The following is a 19,670-nucleotide window of genomic DNA, read 5'->3' on the forward strand; positions in this document are numbered from 1 at the left end:
TGATAGACAATTGTTACGCTGACTGGCGATGTCCAAGATAGATTCGCACCGCTTGCGCGCCGTCCGTCTTGTGCCGCTGTGTACGTCCCGCGTGATCGGTGACCCCATCTTCAACTCGCCCGATGGGAATCGGACCGTATAGAGAGTATCGGAAAGCGCGCGCCCGTTCGGGTCCCGAAGCGTGAACTGTTCATCGAAACGCTTCTTTGATCGTTCGCGACAATTGCACGCCCATGCAACGCCCAGCGCTTCGGCCATGGCATACCCGCTTTTCAGCTTACGAACCCTCTCAAACGGAAAGAACTCACCGGTTTCCATGTTCAAGGCCTGTGCGGACGGCATCGGCGGGAACTTGGAATAAATAGAAAAGATAATGCTGCAAACTCCGCATTCTTCCTCGACTGTCCAATCTGTCCCATTGCTTTGCTGCATCTGCTCCTCCATTGCACTCCTCATGATTTTTCTGGCATTGCTACGAGAATTAACCATCGAAACGGACCGCGGTCAACGACTTTAATTCGGGATAAGCCCGCTTTTACAAAAATTGACGCTATTGGTTTCGGATAACTCGTTTCTATTGCATATTTCTGCGTGTGCGGAATCGGGATTTAGTCAGGACAGGAGACTTGCCCCCCGAGTTGTTGAGCATGCCCAGCACACGTAAAAAAGCCGCCCATCTCAGGCGGCTCATTTGTGCCCGTTCTCGTACAGCGGTACAAGACAGGAAGTCAATACCAACTCAGCAACGCAAAGCCAACAGACCTCGAAAAGATCTGCAACAGCCTCTTCGCCAGCATCTCGCTCAATGCGATTCGATCGACCCGTCGCTATGCGGATAAGTGACGATGCCCCACGCGAGCGGCAGCTCGCCGATCTGCTTGAGCGGCTGATAGCTCTTCGCGTCGAGCACGTACACCGCGTCGGAGCGGCCGCACGCGACCATCAGCTTCGACCCGTCCGGCGTGAAGCTGAAATGCCAGCAGCGCTGGCCGACCGGCACATCGGCGACATGTTCGAAGGTGTGGCCGTCGAACACCTGCACCACCTTGTCGCGCGCAGCAGCCACGAAAAGCCGCTGACCGTCCGGCCCGAACGCGACGCCATAGGGCCCAAGTTTGGTGTCGACGGTCTTGACCACTTCGAATGTGTGAGCATCGATCACGACGAGTTTGCTGAGCGACTCCAGCGTGACCACATAGTGCTTGCCATCGGGTGACAGCCGGATGCCGCGCGGCCGGCCACCCGCCGCGAGCTTCACGGTTCTGATCGGCGCGCCGGTTCGTGCATGATAGATCGACACCGTATCGTCGCCTTCGTTGGTGACCAGCATCATCTGACCGTCGCGCGAGAATTCGATGCCTTCGGTTTCGTGGCCGCTCGTGACCGAGCGGATCACCTGCCAGCTCTTCATATCGATGATCGCGATTTCAGCGGGCGGCTTGTTCGCGTCGTCGTCCGCGCCGGGCTTGCCGCCCGCGTTCGCTTCGGGCTTGTTGTCCCCTTTCGCGTCGGGTTTGCCTTCCGGTTTCGCTCCCGGCGGCCCGCCGTCCTCGCCGGGCTCGTAGGTCACGTACGCGTAGCCGTTGCGCACCCGCACATATTCAGGGTTTTTGCCGATCCTCACGCGCTTGACGACCTTGCCGGTGGCGGTGTCGATCACCGCGAGATCGTTGGTGTTCTTGTTGGCGACCAATAGACGCGTGCCGTCGGCGTTCAGGCTCAGGCCGCGCGGGCCGTCCGCGCCGACCGGAAAGGTCTGTGCAAGCGTCATCTGGTCGAGATCGATCACGCCGACGCCGGCCTTCTCGCTCGTCACGTAGGCAAGCGGCGCGGCCGTGGCATGCGCGGCGCTCGCGGCCAGCACGAGCGCGCAAGCCAGCGCGAGGGAACGGCGTGGCGGTCGGGGGGGAATCCGTGTCTCCAGCATCGTTGTACTCCGTGTTGATATGGCGGCGCCGCGATGGTTCGCGTCATCGTTTCAAGGTAGCCCACCGGGTGATTGTTTGACAACGCGGATCGGCGGGAGATTTTCCCGAATTGCTTCGCGCCGGCCGTCGCGGGTTTGAAAAGCGGGGTCCACGGAGGACAATGACCGCGGAGGTGGCGATGATGCTGCAAGTTGCCGTGGTGCACCCAGCAAGTTCTGCGAATCCCGCGGCCGGCTACCGTCGCGCGGCGATCGTGCTGGGCGCCGTGATCGTCGCGCATCTGCTGCTGCTTGCCATCGCATTGAGCGCACGCAACCGGATCGTCGAGCGTCCGGTCGAGCCACGCACGATCACCGCGTTGCTGCTGAGCCCCGAGCCTCCCGCTCCGGTTGTTTCATCACCCGCGCCGCCCCCGCCCGCCGCTATCGCCCCGCCGGCACCCACGCCAGCCGTCACGCATCCCGCCGTGCACCCCAAACCGGCGCCGCCGCCGCGCGCGCAGGTGACGCATAGTGTGGAAAAGCCTGTGCCGACACCTTCTCCGACACGCGAAAGCACCACGCAACCCGTCACGCAAACCGCCGCGCCATCGGCGGCGCCGCAGGCCGCCATGCCCGCCGCGCCAACGGCCGCCGCGCCGTCGGCCGCATCCGCTCCCGCCGCTCATCCGGCTGCGCCCGCGTCGACCGAGCCGCGCAACGTGTCGCACGTCGACTGCTCGATTCCGAAGCCCGACTATCCCGACGTCGCGAAGCGGCGCGGCGAGCATGGCACGGCGATCGTGCGCTTCGTCGTCGGTCTGAGCGGGCATATTGAAACGGCGCAATTGCAAGCCAGCAGCGGCTCGGCTCGACTCGACGACGCGGCGCTCGCCGCCGTGCATGCGGGCGCCTGCCAGCCCTACACCGAAAACGGCACGCCGGTGCGCGCCGCGTACTCGCAGTCGTTCGTATTCGGACTGACCGAGTGACCGAACAAACGTAACCGGACCGCCAAACAGACCACCGACACCAACCGAAGGAACTCGCCATGCAACATTACGGACTCGCAAACGTATGGGATTCGGGTGATTTCGTCACGCGCGGCATTCTGTGTGTGCTCGTGATCATGTCGGTGCTGTCGTGGACGGTGATCATCGTGAAGCTGTGGCAAGTGGTCCGCCTCAGGCGCGTGACCAGCCAGAGCGACGCGCGCTTCTGGAGCGCGGACCGCTTCGACGACGGACTGCACGCCCTCGGCTACCCGGATTCGAGCGCGCACGACAACCCGCTGCTCGCGCTCGCGCTGGCGGGCCATGAAGCCGCGACACATCATCGGCAGACGCAGCAGCAGTTGCACGACCGCATCGATGTGTCCGACTGGATCACCCGGCGTCTGCAGGACACGATGGACGAAACGATCGCACGTCTGCAAAGCGGCCTCGCGATTCTTGCTTCGATCGGCAGCACCGCGCCTTTCGTCGGGCTGTTCGGCACCGTATGGGGCATCTACCATGCGCTGATCGTGATCGGCGAGACCGGTCAGACTTCTATCGATCATGTTGCCGGCCCGGTCGGCGAGTCGCTGATCATGACGGCGTTCGGGCTCTTCGTCGCGATACCGGCCGTGCTCGGCTACAACGGCCTGACGCGCGCGAACCGCTCGATCGTCGCGCGCCTGAAGCGCTTCGCGCACGGCTTGCATGCGTACTTCGTGACCGGTGCGCAATTGCCGTCGAGCGCCGGGCCGCAGATGCGCGTGGTGCCGCGCGGCACCAACGCGACGAGCGCAACCCGCGACGGAGACCTCGAATGGCAATGAGCCCTTTCTCCGACGACGACGATCAAGGTCTGATGAACGAGATCAACATGACGCCGCTCGTCGATGTAATGCTGGTCCTGCTGATCATTTTTCTCGTCACCATTCCGGCGCTGCAACACGCGGTCAGGATCGATCTGCCGCATGCGAGCAGTCAGCCGGAAGCGGTCAAGCCCGCGCATGTGGACGTCGCGGTGCAAGCGGACGGCACGGTGCTGTGGGACGGTCAGCCCGTGACCGACGACGGCTTGCGCGCGCGCATCGCGCAAGCTGCCCTCGCGACGCCGCAGCCGGAGCTGCATTTGCGCGCCGATCGCAAGGTGCCGTACGAGCGGGTCGCGATCGTGATGTCGGCGGCGCAAAGCGGCGGGCTGACGAAGCTGGGCTTCGTGACCGATCCGCAGCTGGGCAAATGACGCGGCGCGGCGCGCAGGTTGCGGCGTGCTCGTCGGCACCTAATGCAATGCTTATCGACGGCGAAAGAATCTCTGAATTTGAATCGGTGGATGGCTCGGCTATCGTGGTGCGTGTCTGAACGGCACCCACCCTCGCGAGGACCGCACGATGCAAGCCCTTATCTTCGACGTCGACGGCACGCTCGCCGACACCGAGACCGCTCATCTGCAAGCGTTCAACGCCGCGTTTGCGGAAGCGGGCCTCGACTGGTTCTGGGACGAAGCGCTCTATTCGGGCCTGCTGAAAGTGGCGGGCGGCAAGGAGCGTCTGCTGCATTACTGGCGCACGGTCGACTGCGAGGAAGCCGCGGGCCCGCGAGCGCGAGAGGCCGTCGACGCGCTGCACGCACTGAAGACGCGCCACTACACCGAGCGCGTGCGCGAGCGCGGCGTGCCGCTGCGACCCGGCATCGCGCGTCTGATCGACGAGGCGAACGAGGCTGGCCTGCGCGTGGCGATCGCGACGACCACGACGCCCGCCAACCTCGACGCGCTATTGCACGCGCATTTCGGCGCCAGCTGGCGCCATCGCTTCGCGGCGATCGGCGACGCCGGCACCACGCCGGCGAAAAAGCCCGCCCCCGACGTCTATCGACACGTGCTCGAACAGCTCGGCTTGCAGCCCGCAGCCTGCCTCGCCTTCGAGGACTCGCGCAATGGGTTTCTCGCGGCGCGCGCCGCGCGCGTGCCGGTCGTCGTCACGCCGAGCACTTTTACCGCGCATGAGGACTTCGATGGCGCGCTGGCCGTGTTGCCTCATCTCGGCGATCCGCATGCGCCGATCGTTCCGATGGTGCGCGGCGAATGGCATCGCTGGGTGGATCTGGCGACACTGCGTCGCTGGCATGAAGACGCCACGCGGCGTCCCGATTCGGCCGCGCGCGGCGCACTGAACGCGGACCAGGCGAACGCGAACGCGAGCGCGTCATGGCGATGAACCGCGGCTACCATGCTGTCCTGATCGATCTGGATGGCACGATGGTCGATACCGCGCCGGACATCGTCGCGGCCACCGGCCTGATGCTGAAAGACTTCGGCGCCGAGCCGCTGCCGTCAGGCATGGTGACCGGCTTCATCGGCAACGGCGTGCGCAAGCTCGTGCAACGCTCGCTGAACGCGGCGGGCCTCGGCCAGCATGTCGAACTGGAGCACGCGCAGCACGTATTCGAGCGGCATTACGCGGTGACCAACGCGCAGCTGGGTCGGGTATATCCCGGCGTGATGGCCGGGCTGCACGCGTTGCGGCAGCACGGGTACCGCTGCGCGTGCGTGACCAACAAGCCGCAGGCGCTGGCGGCGGCGCTGCTCGACAAAACGGGGCTCGCCGCTCATCTGGACGGGCTGGTCGCGGGCGACACCGTGGCGCGCATGAAGCCGTCGCCCGAACCGCTTTGGCACGCGTGCCGGCTGCTCGACGCCGAGCCCGAACGTTGCGTGCTGGTCGGCGATTCATCGGTCGATGTCGCGGCGGCGCGCGCGGCCGGTCTGCCGGTCTTTATCGTCAGCTATGGCTATGGCAGCGCGAGCGGCGCCGACATGCCGCGTTGCGACGCGCTGATCGATTCGTTCGAGGCGTTGCCGGCGATTCTGGCGCAAGCGCGGCCGGCCTTGCGCGCTTGATTCCAGCCGCTAACTCGCCGACAACAACCCCGCGACCCGCGCCGACTTCGTCTGCACCGCGATGTCTTTCGCCGTCATTCCCCGGTTGTCCTTCAACGACCGGTTCGCGCCGCGCGCGAGCAACAGCTGGGCGGTCTCCGCGCGATCGTAGCCGGCCGCCCACATCAGCGCAGTCAGATCGTTCTTGTAGGTCCGGTTCACGTCGACGCCGGCATCGAGCAATTGACCGACGACCTTCGTGTGCCCCTCGCCCGCCGCATATTCCATCGCGGTCTTGCCGACGCGATCGGTCGCGAGAGGATCGGCGCCATGCGCGAGCAGCAGCGCGACGATCTCGTCGAAGCCGCCGTAGGCGGCGGCCATCAGCGGTGTATCGCCCGGCGCGTTCGCATGCTGGACGTTCGCGCCGCGCTCGATCAGCGTGCGCGCCATCGCCGTATCGCCCTTCTTGCACGCGGTGACGAGCGCGGTGTCGCCGATCCGGTTCATCGCATCGACCGACGCGCCGCGCTGCAGCGCCGCGACGACCGACTGCTGATCGTCGTCCTTCGCGGCCGCGAGCAGTTGGCGGTTGATTTCCCCCTGGTCCTGCGCGAGCACGGGCACGCAAGCGCCGAACGCGGCGGCGAGCAGAACGGCGGCCACAAGTGGCCGAGTGATCATGTCTGTCATCGTGTCTTCCCCCGCTACTGCAGATTGTTGATATAGGCGGCCAGATGATGGATGTCGTCGTCGGTCAGATTACGCGTCACGCTGGTCATGTTGCCCGCATCGTTGGTGCGCGTGTGCGAGCGAAAGTCCTGCAACTCCTTGACGATGTACTGATAATGCTGGCCCGCGACGCGCGGAATCTCGTTCTGCCCGGAAAAGCCGCCCAGGTGGCACATCGTGCACAACACCTCGGCGGCCTTCCTGCTGCCCGCTTCTATGCTGGCGCCATCCGCTTTGAACTGCACCAATATGGGCTTCTGCGCGGCGAAGTAGTCGGCGAGGTCCTGCATGTCCGCGGCCGACAGGTTCGCCGCCATCGGCGACATGCGCGGATCGCTGCGCCGTCCCTGCTTGAAGTCCTTCAGTTCCAGATATATATAGCGCGCGGTTTGGCCGGCCAGAATCGGATAGTCCGGATTGGTCGAATTGCCCATCGGCCCGTGACAGGCCACGCACACCTGCGCTTTCGCCTTGCCCGCCTCGGCGTCGGCGTGCGCGCCCGACGGCAGCCATGCGGCGATCAATCCGCCGCACAGCAGCGCCACCCATGCAGCGCGCGCCCCACCCGGCGCTCCCCGCGGCGCCGGCCCCCTCATGGCACCGCGAATACGATGACGCTATTGCCGCGCTTGTAGTCGAGCTGCGTATTGCCGCCCGCCGCGACCGCCACGTATTGCTTGCCGTCGAGCGTGTACGACACGGCCGGCGCGTTGACGCCCGCGCCGCACTGGAACTCCCACAGCTTCTTGCCGTTCGCGGCATCGAACGCGCGGAACAGGCCGTTGCCCTCGCCGTTGAACACGAGGCCGCCCGCCGTCGCGAGTACGCCGCCGATCAGCGGCTGGTCTGTCTTGTAGTCCCACGCGACCTTGCCGGTGTCGACGTTGACGGCCGACAGCTTGCCCCATTGCGCCTCGGACGGGATCACCTTGAACGCGCCGCCGAGCCACAGCTTGCTGCCGCCCGGATAGGCGGCGTCCTCGACCTGGTACGTCATCGGCTGATGTAGGTTGGCCGCGTAGACGAGACGCGTCTGCGGATCGAACGCGATCGGCGACCATTCGACGCCGCCGTTCGCGCCCGGCAACATGCGCGCGCCGGCCGCGGTCGGCAGCGTCCACATGTTTTCCTGCGGAATCATCGCCTGCGAGAAGCGGATCAGACGGCCGGTCGCACGATCATGCACGTACACGTGACCGGTCTTGCCCGCATGCACGATGCCGGGGATCATCTTGCCGTCGTTGTCGCGCACGTCGATCAGCACCGGCGGGCTCACCGCGTCGAGGTCCCAGACGTCGTGCGGCACGTACTGGTAGTGCCATTTGTACTTGCCGGTGTCGAGATCGATCGCGACGAGCGAGTCCGTATAGAGGTTGTCTCCCGGCCGGATCGCGCCATACAGGTCCGGCGACGGATTGCCGACCATGAAGTACACCGTGTTCGTTTTCCGGTCGATCGCCGGCGTCATCCACACGCCGCCGCCGAGCGTCTTGTAGAAGTCGCCGCCCTTGTCGGCCAACTGCTTCTTCTCTGCGTCGATGTCGCGCTTCTCGTCGCGGCCGGTCGCGTCTTTGGTCGCCCACACGCCTTCCTGGCCGGTTTCGGGAATCGTGTAGAAAGTCCACAGCAACTGGCCGGAATTCGCGTCGTACGCCTTCACGAAGCCGCGAATGCCGTACTCGCCGCCGTTCGTGCCGATCAGCACCTTGCCGTCGACGACCGCCGGTGCCATCGTTTCCGAGTAGCCCTGGTCGGGATCGGCGATCTGGGTTTGCCACAGCACGTTGCCGGTTTTGGCGTCGAGCGCGACGAGCTTGGAGTCGAGCGTGCCCATATAGAGCCGGTCACCCGAAATCGCGACGCCCCGGTTGTTGGGTCCGCAACAAAACGTCGTGACCGGACCCATCTTGTGCTTGTAATGCCAGTACTCCTTGCCCGTCTTCGCATCGATCGCGTACACATGATTGAACGACGTGGTCAGGAACATCACGCCATCCTTCACGATCGGCGCCGTTTCCATCGATTCGTTGACAGCCGTCTGGAAGATGAACACCGGTTTGAGCTTCGCGACGTTCGTCCTGTTGATCTGCGAGCCCGGGTAATAACGCGTCTGCGCATAGGAGCCGTTCGAATGCAGCCAGACCGCCGTCATGCTGCCGGCGCGATCGAGCTGATCCTGGGTGACGGGCTGAAGCGTCGAAGGTACCGGCGCCGCGGTGATGGTCGTGCTGTTCTGTACTTCGTCGGCGGCATGAGCCGCGGGCAAGCCGAACGCGATGGCGAGCAGTGGCAGGCCGACAATTCCCTGAATACGGTTGAATGGCATGAGCGTCTCCTAGCTTTTTAGATTCCTATGAATTGCAGCGCAGGAGTGCGACATGGATCCACGCGGACGACAGCGTGAAAGAACACGGTGGCGCAACCCTCGCAGACAACAAAAGCGTACGGCTTCGAATCGTTGTTCAGCTCTGTCAGGACGGGTCGGCTTCGCAGAGGGGGAGAAGTGATGCACGGGTCCGCGGCAAACCGGCTCGATTAAGGGTAGCCGATGTGTTGTGGATTTTCTAGAGTAAAGCGGTAAGGAGTGGCAAGCGATCGGCGCGCACCGTTGTCGCCAGTCACTGCCGCCCTGGTCATCGTTTTCACCTACGTTGCGATGCGTGGACTACGCGTCGAAACGGAACAGGCGGCGTGGCGAATACGCTCATGAGTTTTATCACTGAATAGACCGCTCATTGAGCCGATCAGAACCGCCCGCCGCGCCAATCGGCACCCGGCAGATAGTCCCGGTTCGTCTGTTCCGGATTGCGGTTAACCAGAGGTCGCGCGTAAAGCGGGTGATGCAGGCTGCGCACTTCGTGCTCGAGCCTGAAGCAACGCTCTCCGGACGCCAGATCGACGAGGTCGGCAAACCGGTATTGATGCGGCTCCTCTCCATATACGAGGCCTTTTTCGGCGAGCCGCCTGAACGGCTCCGAAAAAGCCGCCGTGTAAATGGCGATGTGGTGTCCGTCGTATTCAGGAATGGGCTCGGTCGTTTCCGCATACAGCAGTTGCTGATGCGTGCCGATGTCGATCATCGCGCGGTGCAAGCCATGCTTCTCTTCGATGTCGACGGGCGCATCGAACATATCGCGGTAAAAGCGCGCGATAGGCAGCGCGCTGCCGACCGGTACATCCATCTTCACGAACGCGATGCCCAGATCGATTTGCGACCACGGTGCCGACGCGGCTCGATCGACGGGATCGAGGCACTCGTAGCGGTTGCCCCAGGGACACGTCACTTCGACACTGCCTGCGCGCTCCGTCCACCCGAACCCGGTGCCGGCGAGCAGCGGCTCGACCGAGCGCAAACGCTTCACCAGCGCGTCGAGTTCGCCCACCACGAGACCGACACTGCCGCGCAAACGTTGCGCCGCCCCGTGCGGCAAGTGAATCTGCGAGCGGCCGATGTTGATCCACATATTCTCGACCCCGGTCATCACGAACGGATCGCGCGTGAGCCCGAGGCCGGTGACGTAGAAGGCGGTCGCGAGAATCTGGTTGGGGATTTTCAGGTTGACGTGTTCGAGCAGGATCAGATTGCCGGTATCGTCGTGAGCGTAAGAGTGTTCCATGTGTCTGCCTTGTGCATGAGCCGCGAAACGCTGGGCAAATTATGCATCAACAGCGCAAATGGTTCGTATCGAGTGACGCGCAGGCGCTTATCTCTTCAGTACCTTCCACGGTCCATCGCCGGTTTTGCAGACGATCGGCGTCCAGGTTTGCGTCTGTCCTTTCGCAATCGCGGTCAGCGTCGCGGTCCGGCAGGTTCGATCGCCGTCCTTCGTCGTATCCTGCGGCGTCACCGTGCCCTTGATCGAAACGGAATTGCCGGTGCCCGCATTGCTCCACTCGTACGATTCGCCATCCTTTTTCGTATCGAGCGCCTTTTGCGCCGCATCGTTGAGCGCTTTGCGGTCGGCCTCGTGCATGTAGGTGACGGGCGTGTCTTTCAGAAAGTTCAGGTTCGCTGCATGGCACAAGACGGGGCTGGCGAGCAGCGCCGCTGCCGTCAACCACTGCGTGATCGTGAGGGGGTGCACGGCGTCGTGTGTGAGCGCGCGCGCGCCGGGAAGCAATTGACGTGACATCTGGTTTTCTCCTCGAGATCATCCGCGACCCGCTTCGTCCGCGAGATCGCCGTTTTGCTGGAATGCGTCGACGAGGTCGGCCACCGAGCCGCGTCGGCTGATGTGGCCGACACGAACCTCGAGCCCCTCGGCGCGCAGCAGGTCGCGCACGTCCGCGTGAGCGCCGACGACCTTCATCCCGGTGCCCGCCGCCTGCAGCGCGACGTGCATCGCCTTGAGCATGCGCGCGCCCGCCAGATCGACGACCGGCGACGCCGACAGATCGCAGATCACGAGCCGCACCGGCTCGGGCGCGGCGCGGATCATGCGCCAGATCGTCTCGCGTACGTGCTCGACGTTGAAGTACAGCAGCGACGCCTCGACCCGCACCGCCAGCACATGCGCAATCGTCTCGTTCTCGGCATGACGTTCGAGATCGGAGAAATAGCGCGTGCCGGGAATACGCCCGAGCATCGCGACATGCGGATGCGCGGCGCGGCGGATGATCAGCAGCATCGACACCAGCACCGCGACGATCACGCCCTTCAGGATGCCCAATAGCAGCACCGCCGCGAACGCGACCATCGAAATCGCGAATTCGAAGCGGCTCACGCGCCACACATGACGCAATTCGCGGACATCGACGAGGCCTTTCACGGCCACGAGCACGATCGCCGCCAGCACGACGTTGGGCAGATTCGCGAGCAGCCCGGTGAGGAACATCAGACAGAAGCCGATCGCCAGCGACGCGAAGACCAGCGCCAGCGGGCTTTTCGCGCCGGCCTTGTCGTTCACCGACGATTGCGACAGCCCGCCCGCGACCGGAAACGCCTGGAACAATCCCGCGGCAAGATTGGCCGCGCCGAGACCGAGCAATTCCTGGCGGGCGTCGATCTCGTCACCATGTGCCTGCGCGAGCGCGCGCGCGGCCGACACGCTCTCGACATAGGCGAGCAACAGGCACGCGAACGCGAGCGGGATGATGCCATCGACATCGCTTACCCGCAGCCCCGGCAGACGGAATTCAGGCAAGCCCTGAGGCAGCGCACCCACCAGCGTAAAGCCGCGGCTGGCCAGCGACGTGACGGACAGCGCGACGATCGACGCAGCGACCACGGCGAGCGCCACCGGACGCCCCGGCAGAAGCTTTTCGCCGAGCAGCAGCAACGCGATGCAAACGAGGCCGAAGGCGAACACGCTGACGTTGGTCAGCGGAAGCTGCCCCCACAGCACGGCGATCCGTTCGAAGAAAAATTCGCCGCCGCCTTTCACGCCGAACAGCTTCGGCAACTGGGTCATCGCGATCGTCAGCGCGGCTCCCGCCTTGAAGCCGAGCAGAATCGTCTCGCTGATGAAGCTGACGAGCGAACTCAGGCGCAGCAGCCAGCCGATCACGCACATGCACGCGATCAGCACCGACGTGAGCGCGGCGATCGAAGCCCAGCGCGCCGGATCACCGTCGGCCATCGTCGCAACCGTCACGCCGACCAGCATCGAGATCGCCGAGGTCGGGCCGACCGCGAGCTGGCGCGACGAACCGAACAGCGCGTAACAGAGGCCGCCCACCAGATAGCCATAGATGCCATATTGCGGCGGCACGCCGGCGAGCGACGCATACGCGAGCGATACCGGAATCCCATAGGCCGCGAGCGTCACACCGGCGACCGCGTCTTTCGCGAGCCAGCGCGGCTGATAGCTTCGCAGCCATTGCGCGGGCGGAAACGCGGAGCGCCACCCGCGCGCGGGTGGCGTGGCTGACGCGAGGCCGGTGACGCCAGGTGGGTGGTTCAACGTAGCGCCTCGAGTACGAAAGCGGTGCCGACGGAAGCACGGGCGCGCGGCGCGGGCATGGCCACTTCCGACCCCGGGCGGCTCAAAGCGAATCCTTGACGCGCTGCCACGTGTGATCCGGGTTGAATTCGGTCACCGGCGGCGCATGCGGGCCAAGGTCTTTCTGGTAGATCACGCCGTTGTTGCTGACCACGAAGGTCATCACGCCGCTCTTGCCGTACTGCGCCGGATAAGCGACCATCGCGAACCCCGCGATCATGTGGCCGTTGATCACGTAGCTGAACGCGCCGCCCGGTGCGTTCTTGCCTTGCCGCGTCAGAATGCGGAAGTGGTAGCCCCGGTAAGGATCGCCCGCCGCGTGGCCTTTCAGATATTCGGAGCTGGCCGCGACGAGCGGGCCGAACGGACTTTCCTCTTCGTCGCTGTTTTCGTCGGTATGCCAGTAGAGACCGTCCTGCTTGCCCGGCGTGCTGGCCAGTTTCTGCGCGTATTCGTGCAGGCCGTCGTGGTTCCGGTCGCGCGACGCATATTGGCGCTGCGCGTCGAGATAAGCCTCCAGCACCCGGATCGCTTCGAGTTCGTTGGAGCCGATCCGTCGATTGATCAGTTCTTCTTCGCCCTCTTCGGTCGCGAAGCGCCAGCCGCCGCCCTCCTTGACGATCGGTATCGGCATCGGCCACGCCTCGTCGCCGACCAGCAGAATCCGTTTGTTCGGTCCCCTGTCGTCGAGCACGTGATAGGCGTCGAGCTCCTTGCTGGCCTTGGCCCAGTTCGCCTCGTTCTCCGCCTGATCCGGCGACACCACGAGGCTCTTGTGCGCTTCGCCGAAGATCGCGACGAGCGACGCTTCGTCGTCGGTCTTCAGCGCGCTCGACAGCGCGGCGACCGCGTCTTCCGGGGTGGCGAAAGTGCGCTGCCCTGCGGCGAATGCCGCCAACGGAACCGACAGCGCGAGCACCATCGCGCACAGCCGCCGCGATGAGGCCACGCGTCGCCGCGAAACGTCGCGTGCGCGCTTTCCGGTGATGCTCTGCCCGCTCATGGCTGCTCCTTATCGCCGTCCGCCGCCGCGGCCGCCACCACCGGCCCGCGGCGTGAATCCGCCACCGCCGCGCGCGCCGCCTGAGAATCCGCCGCCGCCACCGCCGCCGAATCCACCGCCACCGGCGTATCCGCCTCCGCCGCCACGCGCCGCCGATTGGCGGCTCGCCGCGCCGCGCGCGCTGTTGGCTTGCGCGTCGCGCGCCGAGCCGTAGCCGCTGAACGCATCGCCGCCGCGCGCGCCCGTCGACGCGGTCGGACGCTGGGACGGCTGCGGCCGCCCTTGCGCGCCAGCGCCGCCACCTGCGAAGTTGGCGCCGGCACCGCCGCCAGCACCGCCGCCGGCAAAGTTCGCACCGGCAACGCCGCCCGCTCCGCCGCGGTTGCCGCCTGCCAACCCACCGCCCGCACCCGCACCCGCGCCGCCGCCGCGCGACGGCGGATCGCCGACCCGCTGCGTGCGCGCCGAACGATCCGAGATACCGCTGACCTGACCCGGCTTCTTGTCCGGGGTCCACGCGGAGGTACCGCCTCCCTGCCCGCGACCACCGCCGCGGTTGATGTCGCCCGTGTTGACATTGCCGCTGTTGATATTGCCGCGCTCGACGTTCCTGTCGCCCCGGTTAACGGTTCTATCGCCGCGCTCGACGTTTCTTTCGCGGTTGATGTTGATGTTGTTGTTGCCGCCGCCCCCGTAATGCGTTTCATAGTGCCCGCCGTTCCAGGCGGCGGTAATCGCCGCGCCCCAGATCAGCCCCGTCGCGAGCGCGGCGCCGGGCGCGTACGGATAGTAGTAGGCCGGATATGGCGTGGGCGCATACGCGTAGGTCACGGGTGCACTGGCCACCACGACGGTCTGCGGGTTGTACTGCGGCACGTAGATCACCTGCGGATCGGCCGGCTGGATCTTGATCACCTCCTTCTCGACGACCACGACCTGCTTGTCGTCGGATTTCAGATGCCCCGCCGACTGCGTTTGGCGCCGGAAGCGCTGAATCGCTTCGAGCACCGAGCCCTGATCGGCCACCACGGCTTCGCCGAGATCGATCGTCCAGTCGAGATCGGTGCTCATGTTCTTGACGATGTCGGGGTAATTCAGCAGCGCCTTCACCGGATCGTGCCACGCGTCGTTGAGCTTCAGCGACTTGTTGTTCTTGTACTGGTCGAGAAACCGGTCGGCCTGCACGATTTCCACCGGATAGGTGGATGCAGGCAGGATGATCGCGATCAGATCGTCCGGATACAGCGCGATCGGTCCGACGAGCTTGTCGAGCGTCGCCGCGGGAATGGGCACGTTGGCCGCGTTCGCGGGGGCGTTCGCGGCCGGCGCCTGCGCCAGCGACACCGTAGTGGAGAACGCGCCGCAGCACGCCAGAAGCGCGGCGCCCAGCACATGGCTGACGCGTCGCGCGCGCCTCGGCTCGTCGTCGAGCGCCGTTGCAAACGGGATGGTGCGTGCACGCGCACGCGAATCGCGGTCCATCGATGCTTCCCCTTGCGCTTCGTCAGCGGCCTCGGGCTGCATCGCTACGCGGCAGTCCACGGCCATAATCTTCGACAGACAGTTCTCCGAAGCAATGGAAACGACCTGCACCTGTTGCATGAATACAGTTTGGAAATCACAAACGATATTGCAAATACGACCTTGGTCCGATTGCGCGCGACAGGCGCGCGACAGCATGATGAAAGCGAACCTGCCATTGCTGCGCATCCACCGCGCGGCAACCGGTCCCATCAGAATTCCCATTCACGGGTGCCGGTTGCGCCCTCACGCCTGAACCAGAGGCAGCCGGCGACTCGCACCCGCGTGTGCCCACGCAAGGAGCTGTCGTGAACAAATCGACGAAATATGCCGTTATTGCCGCGTTGACTGCGTCGCTATCGCTCGAAGGCATCGCGCAATCGAGGCCGATAGCGTATCCGGCCAGAGGGCAGAGCCCGCAGCAACAGCAGCAGGACGAAGGGGCCTGCTATGCGTGGGCGAAGAACAATACCGGCATCGATCCGACCCAGGTCGCCAACGCCCCGCCCCCGCCTTCCGGCCCCGCGGTGGGAGGCGGCGAGCGCGTGCAGGGCGCCGCGCGCGGCGCGGCCGGCGGCGCGATCATCGGCGCGATTGCGGGCGACGCCGGCAAGGGTGCGGCGATCGGCGCGGCGACCGGCACGATGGTCGGCGGATCGCGCGCGCGGCAGAACCGGCGCGCGGCCGCGGCAAATTCGCAGGCGCAAACACAGGGCGCGATGGACACGTTCAATCGCGCTTTCGCCGCATGCATGTCGGGCCGGGGTTACACCGTCAATTGACCACGCAAGGGGAACAGAATGATTAACCGCAAACTGATCATCGCGGCGGCGCTCGTGTGTGTCGCGAATACGGGGTTCGGTCAGACGGAGGCACCGGTCACGGTCAAGAGCGAGCCCGGCAAAGTCACGGTGTCGGGGACGGTCAAAACCACCTCGACGGTCGTCGGCATCGAGCCGGAAACGCGCACCGTCCTGCTGAAGGACCCGAAGGGCAAGGTCGTGCAGGTCGTGGTCGGCGAGCAAGCGCGCAACTTCGATCAGATCAAGGTCGGCGACGTGGTCAAGGCCGAGTATTCGCAGGCGCTGACCCTCATGCTGAAAAAAGGCAACGCGCCGCTGACCGCCAACGAAACGCAGACGCTCGATCGCACACCGGCAGGCGCGAAACCCGGCGGCTCGGCCTCACGCCAGGTCACGATCATGGCTAACGTGATCGCGGTCGATCACCAGAGCGGCGTGGTCACGCTGAAAGGCCCGCAAGGCAATTTGGTGGATCTGGTCGTGCAGGACCCTGAACAGCTGAAGCGGATCAAGAAAGGCGACCAGATGCAAGCGGTCTATACCGAGGCCGTGGCCATCGCCGTGGAGCCGGTTGCAGGCAAATAGCAGGTACGGCAAGCGTCAGATCAGGCGGTGCGCTTGCGCGAGGTCGCTGAGGGGCGGCGAAAAATCAGCGCGTCGGAAACGCACCGTCGAGAAAACCCGCATCGCATTGGGACTTGCCGGCAGGTGCGCAAGGCGAAACTCGATTTCATGCGCGGGCCGTGTATCTCCCTCTTCCACGACGACGTTCATCCGGTCGAGCCGGTATTTGCTCTTGCGCACGTAGACATGCGCGTCCGGCGCCTGCAGTACACCGCACATCACGTCGAGATGCCGCTCCAGCGCCTCGGTCTTCAGGCCCAGCTGCGCTAGAGCCTGATCGTTCTCTTCGATCTGCGCCTGCAGCTTCGCCACCTCCGCGTAATTCGACGACGCGTCGCTACCCAGCAGCGAGCGCACGCCCGCCCCTTGCCGTTCGAGAATCGTCAGACGCGTTTTCAGCAGCGCTCTTTCGCGTTCCAATGCGTCCTGCCGCGAGGTCTCGGCCTCGATCTTGCCGAGGCCTTCTAGCACGAGCTGATCGACGATCCGCAACAGGATTTCATGCCGCAACGCGGCTTCGGACTCGCCGCACACGCGCACCTGGTGATCGCTGAAGTTGAGGGTCGTCTGCGCGAGGTCGGTCTGGGTCGTCTCGCCTCGTTGGCCGACGCCGAAAACGCGCCGCTCGTCGAAGGCCATGCCGAGCACCGCGAATACCGGATCGGCGACGGGATGGTCGCTGAAGAACTGATTCAGCTCGTGGGAGCGGTTGAATACCGGGCAGACGTCGTCGGGTGTGGCGAAAAAGGCGTGGATGTATGGGTCGGTCGCCCACGCCGCCGCGCTCGCTTCGCGCGCGGGGGGCACTTCATCGGCGAGCCGGTCCAGATAGGCGAGCGTGTGTTGCACGGCGGGCCGCAGGCGCGACGCATAGTTGCGCGCGAGCCGCAACGACGGACAGAGCCCGACGATCCGCTCGACGATTTCCTGCGCCTGCTGATCGTCGCTCTCCTGGGCAGCGGTGCGCTTCGTCAGCCACGACAACAGACCCATCTCCGGCTCCCGTCGCCCGTTACGACTCGTCGCGCTCCGGCAGCAGCTGCGCGACGATCGTGTGGTTCTTCCAGAACAGGTTATGCACGCGGCTTTGCAGTATGCGCAGCCCGTCCGTGGGCACGTCGTCGAAGACGACCACCGCACCCGGACGCGAACCCGTGCCGGGCACCCGCTGGATCGAGCTGAAGCGCGGGAATCCGTAGCGAATCAGGAACTCGCCGATCTCTTCGTCGGAGACGCTTTCCTCGACGTTTCCAAGAAACAGTTCAGCCATGATGCTTGCTCCTCCAGACCCCTAAGCAACGATGTTCAATCCGCCGTCGATATACAAGGTGGAACCGGACACCCGCCGCGCATACGGCGTGGCCAGAAACGCACAGGTATAGCCGACGTCCATGATGTCGACCAGTTCGCCGAGCGGCGCGCGCTGCACCGCTTCGTTGAGCAGCAGCTCGAAATCCCTCAGGCCCGAAGCGGCGCGAGTCTGCAGCGGTCCCGGAGAAATCGCGTGCACGCGGATGCCCCTCGGTCCCAGCTCGAACGCCAGATAGCGCGCGCAGGCTTCAAGCGCCGCCTTGACGGGGCCCATCAGGTTGTAATTCGGCACCACCTTGTTCGCGCCGTAGTAGCTCATCGTCAGCATGGTGCCGCCGTCTTTCATCAGCGGCGCGGCGAGGCGCGCCATCCGCACGAACGAATGGCACGAGATATCGATCGCGCTCAGGAAGCCCTCGCGTGACGATTGCAGCAAGCCGCTCTGCAGATCCGCTTTGGGCGCCCATGCAACGGCGTGAACGAGAATGTCGAGCTCCCCCCATGTTTTCTCGATCCGGTCGAACACGGCCTCCATTTCGTCCTCGCCCGTTACGTCGAGCGGCATGAAGATCTCGGCATCGAGTGCTTTGGCGATCGGTTCCACATAAGGAAGCGCCTTGTCGTTCGCATAGGTGAGCGCGACGCTCGCGCCGAGCTCGCGAAACGCCTTCGCGCATCCATAGGCAATCGAATGCTCGTTGGCGACGCCGGTCACGAGGGCCTTCGCACCTTCGAGAATCAAACGCGGTTGCTCGATAGACATGGCGAAACTCCTCTATGGGGCGATAGCGCGCGTATGGCGGGCAATCATCAGTTCCTCGTTGGTGGGCACGACCCACACCGCCAGCTTGCTCGAAGCGGTCGTGATCAGCGACCCGTTCGCCCGATTGGCCGCGTCGTCGAGTTCGGCGCCGAGCCACGCGGCGTCGCGCACGATGCGCTCGCGAATCTCGACCGCGTGCTCGCCGATGCCGGCCGTCAGCACCAGCGCGTCGATACCTTGCATCGCCGCCGCGAGACTGCCGAGTTCGCGCCCGATGCGGTAGGTGTAGACGTCGATGGCAAAGCGCGCGCGCGGGTCGTCGCTGTCGAGCAGCACGCGCATGTCGCCCCCGATGCCCGACAGGCCGAGCAGCCCCGAGCCCTTGTAAATCAGGTCCGCGATCGCCTGCGAATCCATCTTCAGCTCGTCGAGCAGATAAAGAATCACGCCGGGGTCGAGGCTGCCGCAACGCGTGCCCATCGGCAGGCCTTCCACCGCCGTGAAGCCCATCGTGCTGGCCACGCTCTTGCCCGCGACCATCGCGCACATGCTCGCGCCGTTGCCCAGATGCGCGACCACGGTGCGCCCCGCCGCCGCGTCCGGTGCGATCTGCGGCAGCACGCTCGCGATGTATTCGTACGAAAGCCCGTGAAAGCCGTAGCGCCGCACGCCGTGGTCGGTAATCGACGGCGGCAGCGCATAGGCTTGCGCGGTCTCGGTCTGCGTGCGATGAAACGTGGTGTCGAAGCACGCGACCTGTGGAAGGTCGGGACGCAGTTGCGCAAGGATGCGGATCGGCGCGAGGTTATGCGGCTGATGCAGCGGCGCGAGCGGGCTCAGGCTGTCAAGCTGGTCGATGACCTCGGGGGTCACGAGAACGGGGCCGGTAAAGCGCTGTCCGCCATGCACGACACGATGCCCGACCGCCTTCAGTTGATTGCCGCTGCCGTGCTCGCGCAAGAAGCCGCCCAGATATTCGATCGCGCCCTGATGGCCGAGGCGATGGCCGTCGCCCCATTCGTGCGAGCTGACGTTGCCGTCGCGATCGGTCGCGCGAAAACGCGGGTTCGTGTAAAGCGCTTCGATCTGGCCGCGCAGAATCAGCTCGAGTTGCGCGTGTTGCGCGTCGAAGGCTCGGAACTTGAGGCTCGACGAGCCTGCGTTCAATACGAGGATCACATCCGACATGGCG

At 65.0% G+C, this 19,670-nt stretch carries 20 protein-coding genes and 1 pseudogene; 7 read left to right on the top strand and 14 right to left on the bottom strand.

Translation table 11 applies throughout. The features are described from left to right. Positions 1-13: 13 nt before the first annotated feature. Together AB3X86_RS31845 and AB3X86_RS31850 are read right to left on the bottom strand one after the other, a co-directional pair. Positions 14-444 (bottom strand): annotated as a pseudogene (locus AB3X86_RS31845) (hypothetical protein). Between the two features lie 358 nt (positions 445-802). Beyond that, complete coding sequence (locus tag AB3X86_RS31850) at positions 803-1,927, bottom strand: beta-propeller fold lactonase family protein (protein WP_368599037.1); 1,125 nt, start codon at positions 1,925-1,927, stop codon at positions 803-805. 179 nt (positions 1,928-2,106) lie between these two features. On the opposite strand from AB3X86_RS31850, the gene AB3X86_RS31855 reads away from it, so the two are divergent. The 5 genes from AB3X86_RS31855 (at position 2,107) to gph (ending at position 5,800) form a co-directional block, all read left to right on the top strand. Next, positions 2,107-2,898 (top strand): TonB family protein, encoded by a 792-nt coding sequence (locus AB3X86_RS31855; RefSeq protein ID WP_368599038.1) that lies wholly within the window; start codon positions 2,107-2,109, stop codon positions 2,896-2,898. A gap of 59 nt (positions 2,899-2,957) precedes the next feature. Beyond that, the gene (locus tag AB3X86_RS31860) at positions 2,958-3,728 is read left to right on the top strand and encodes a MotA/TolQ/ExbB proton channel family protein (RefSeq protein ID WP_368599039.1); all 771 of its coding nucleotides are present in this window, start codon (positions 2,958-2,960) and stop codon (positions 3,726-3,728) included. Next, positions 3,719-4,141, top strand: coding sequence for a biopolymer transporter ExbD (locus tag AB3X86_RS31865; RefSeq protein ID WP_176107445.1), 423 nt, complete (start codon positions 3,719-3,721; stop codon positions 4,139-4,141). Before AB3X86_RS31860 ends, AB3X86_RS31865 begins: the two co-directional genes overlap by 10 nt. Positions 4,142-4,289: 148 nt before the next feature. Then, positions 4,290-5,117: an HAD family hydrolase gene (locus AB3X86_RS31870; RefSeq protein ID WP_368599040.1), complete on the top strand. Its 828-nt coding sequence runs from the start codon at positions 4,290-4,292 to the stop codon at positions 5,115-5,117. Continuing rightward, on the top strand, positions 5,108-5,800 hold the full coding sequence (gph, locus tag AB3X86_RS31875) for a phosphoglycolate phosphatase (RefSeq protein ID WP_368599041.1): 693 nt from the start codon (positions 5,108-5,110) through the stop codon (positions 5,798-5,800). The genes AB3X86_RS31870 and gph overlap by 10 nt, the downstream gene beginning before the upstream one ends. 9 nt (positions 5,801-5,809) lie before the next feature. Here gph and AB3X86_RS31880 read toward each other — a convergent pair whose 3' ends face one another. The 8 genes from AB3X86_RS31880 to AB3X86_RS31915 form a co-directional block, all read right to left on the bottom strand. After that, positions 5,810-6,472, bottom strand: coding sequence for an ankyrin repeat domain-containing protein (locus tag AB3X86_RS31880; RefSeq protein ID WP_368599042.1), 663 nt, complete (start codon positions 6,470-6,472; stop codon positions 5,810-5,812). Positions 6,473-6,486: 14 nt separating this feature from the next. Then, positions 6,487-7,107, bottom strand: coding sequence for a cytochrome c (locus tag AB3X86_RS31885; RefSeq protein WP_368599043.1), 621 nt, complete (start codon positions 7,105-7,107; stop codon positions 6,487-6,489). Continuing rightward, positions 7,104-8,837, bottom strand: a complete 1,734-nt coding sequence (locus tag AB3X86_RS31890) for a pyrroloquinoline quinone-dependent dehydrogenase (RefSeq protein ID WP_368599044.1) — start codon at positions 8,835-8,837, stop codon at positions 7,104-7,106. Before AB3X86_RS31890 ends, AB3X86_RS31885 begins: the two co-directional genes overlap by 4 nt. 418 nt (positions 8,838-9,255) lie before the next feature. Further along, a complete protein-coding gene (locus AB3X86_RS31895) occupies positions 9,256-10,128 on the bottom strand; it encodes a VOC family protein (protein ID WP_368599045.1) in 873 nt (290 codons plus the stop codon). 87 nt (positions 10,129-10,215) lie between these two features. Beyond that, a complete protein-coding gene (locus AB3X86_RS31900; RefSeq protein ID WP_368599046.1) occupies positions 10,216-10,644 on the bottom strand; it encodes an RT0821/Lpp0805 family surface protein in 429 nt (142 codons plus the stop codon). A gap of 18 nt (positions 10,645-10,662) precedes the next feature. Further along, positions 10,663-12,414 carry a SulP family inorganic anion transporter gene (locus AB3X86_RS31905; protein ID WP_368599047.1) on the bottom strand — a complete coding sequence of 584 codons (1,752 nt, stop codon included), beginning with the start codon at positions 12,412-12,414 and terminating at the stop codon, positions 10,663-10,665. A gap of 82 nt (positions 12,415-12,496) precedes the next feature. Beyond that, positions 12,497-13,456 (bottom strand): DUF2950 domain-containing protein, encoded by a 960-nt coding sequence (locus AB3X86_RS31910; RefSeq protein ID WP_368599048.1) that lies wholly within the window; start codon positions 13,454-13,456, stop codon positions 12,497-12,499. Between the two features lie 9 nt (positions 13,457-13,465). Continuing rightward, positions 13,466-15,004, bottom strand: coding sequence for a DUF3300 domain-containing protein (locus AB3X86_RS31915; protein WP_368599097.1), 1,539 nt, complete (start codon positions 15,002-15,004; stop codon positions 13,466-13,468). Positions 15,005-15,285: 281 nt separating this feature from the next. Here AB3X86_RS31915 and AB3X86_RS31920 point away from each other — a divergent pair, with 281 nt between their 5' ends. Together AB3X86_RS31920 and AB3X86_RS31925 are read left to right on the top strand one after the other, a co-directional pair. Beyond that, entirely contained in the window at positions 15,286-15,759 is a 474-nt protein-coding gene (locus AB3X86_RS31920) for a glycine zipper family protein (protein ID WP_176107434.1), read from the top strand. 18 nt (positions 15,760-15,777) lie between these two features. Then, on the top strand, positions 15,778-16,365 hold the full coding sequence (locus AB3X86_RS31925; RefSeq protein ID WP_368599049.1) for a hypothetical protein: 588 nt from the start codon (positions 15,778-15,780) through the stop codon (positions 16,363-16,365). 15 nt (positions 16,366-16,380) lie between these two features. Here AB3X86_RS31925 and AB3X86_RS31930 read toward each other — a convergent pair whose 3' ends face one another. Genes AB3X86_RS31930 through AB3X86_RS31945 form a run of 4 tightly spaced genes read right to left on the bottom strand, consistent with a single transcriptional unit; the run spans position 16,381 to position 19,666 of the window. Continuing rightward, positions 16,381-17,397, bottom strand: coding sequence for a hypothetical protein (locus AB3X86_RS31930; protein ID WP_368599050.1), 1,017 nt, complete (start codon positions 17,395-17,397; stop codon positions 16,381-16,383). A 19-nt stretch (positions 17,398-17,416) separates the two neighbouring features. After that, complete coding sequence (locus AB3X86_RS31935) at positions 17,417-17,674, bottom strand: RNA-binding protein (protein WP_176107432.1); 258 nt, start codon at positions 17,672-17,674, stop codon at positions 17,417-17,419. 21 nt (positions 17,675-17,695) lie between these two features. Next, complete coding sequence (gene fabI / locus AB3X86_RS31940; protein WP_368599051.1) at positions 17,696-18,478, bottom strand: enoyl-ACP reductase FabI; 783 nt, start codon at positions 18,476-18,478, stop codon at positions 17,696-17,698. Between the two features lie 12 nt (positions 18,479-18,490). After that, on the bottom strand, positions 18,491-19,666 hold the full coding sequence (locus tag AB3X86_RS31945) for an acetate/propionate family kinase (RefSeq protein WP_368599052.1): 1,176 nt from the start codon (positions 19,664-19,666) through the stop codon (positions 18,491-18,493). Positions 19,667-19,670: the final 4 nt, after the last annotated feature.

It is taken from the genome of Paraburkholderia sp. BR14374, from assembly GCF_040948685.1.
GTDB classification, from domain to species: domain Bacteria; phylum Pseudomonadota; class Gammaproteobacteria; order Burkholderiales; family Burkholderiaceae; genus Paraburkholderia; species Paraburkholderia youngii.

Coding starts and splice junctions, on each gene's coding strand:
- AB3X86_RS31925 (WP_368599049.1), top strand. CDS start 15,778: ATGATTAACCGCAAACTGATCATCGCGGCGGCGCTCGTGTGTGTCGCG.
- AB3X86_RS31930 (WP_368599050.1), bottom strand. CDS start 17,397: ATGGGTCTGTTGTCGTGGCTGACGAAGCGCACCGCTGCCCAGGAGAGC.
- AB3X86_RS31880 (WP_368599042.1), bottom strand. CDS start 6,472: ATGACAGACATGATCACTCGGCCACTTGTGGCCGCCGTTCTGCTCGCC.
- AB3X86_RS31900 (WP_368599046.1), bottom strand. CDS start 10,644: ATGTCACGTCAATTGCTTCCCGGCGCGCGCGCGCTCACACACGACGCC.
- AB3X86_RS31850 (WP_368599037.1), bottom strand. CDS start 1,927: ATGCTGGAGACACGGATTCCCCCCCGACCGCCACGCCGTTCCCTCGCG.
- fabI (WP_368599051.1), bottom strand. CDS start 18,478: ATGTCTATCGAGCAACCGCGTTTGATTCTCGAAGGTGCGAAGGCCCTC.
- AB3X86_RS31915 (WP_368599097.1), bottom strand. CDS start 15,004: ATGGCCGTGGACTGCCGCGTAGCGATGCAGCCCGAGGCCGCTGACGAA.
- gph (WP_368599041.1), top strand. CDS start 5,108: ATGGCGATGAACCGCGGCTACCATGCTGTCCTGATCGATCTGGATGGC.
- AB3X86_RS31860 (WP_368599039.1), top strand. CDS start 2,958: ATGCAACATTACGGACTCGCAAACGTATGGGATTCGGGTGATTTCGTC.
- AB3X86_RS31945 (WP_368599052.1), bottom strand. CDS start 19,666: ATGTCGGATGTGATCCTCGTATTGAACGCAGGCTCGTCGAGCCTCAAG.
- AB3X86_RS31885 (WP_368599043.1), bottom strand. CDS start 7,107: ATGAGGGGGCCGGCGCCGCGGGGAGCGCCGGGTGGGGCGCGCGCTGCA.
- AB3X86_RS31870 (WP_368599040.1), top strand. CDS start 4,290: ATGCAAGCCCTTATCTTCGACGTCGACGGCACGCTCGCCGACACCGAG.
- AB3X86_RS31890 (WP_368599044.1), bottom strand. CDS start 8,837: ATGCCATTCAACCGTATTCAGGGAATTGTCGGCCTGCCACTGCTCGCC.
- AB3X86_RS31865 (WP_176107445.1), top strand. CDS start 3,719: ATGGCAATGAGCCCTTTCTCCGACGACGACGATCAAGGTCTGATGAAC.
- AB3X86_RS31935 (WP_176107432.1), bottom strand. CDS start 17,674: ATGGCTGAACTGTTTCTTGGAAACGTCGAGGAAAGCGTCTCCGACGAA.
- AB3X86_RS31855 (WP_368599038.1), top strand. CDS start 2,107: ATGATGCTGCAAGTTGCCGTGGTGCACCCAGCAAGTTCTGCGAATCCC.
- AB3X86_RS31895 (WP_368599045.1), bottom strand. CDS start 10,128: ATGGAACACTCTTACGCTCACGACGATACCGGCAATCTGATCCTGCTC.
- AB3X86_RS31910 (WP_368599048.1), bottom strand. CDS start 13,456: ATGAGCGGGCAGAGCATCACCGGAAAGCGCGCACGCGACGTTTCGCGG.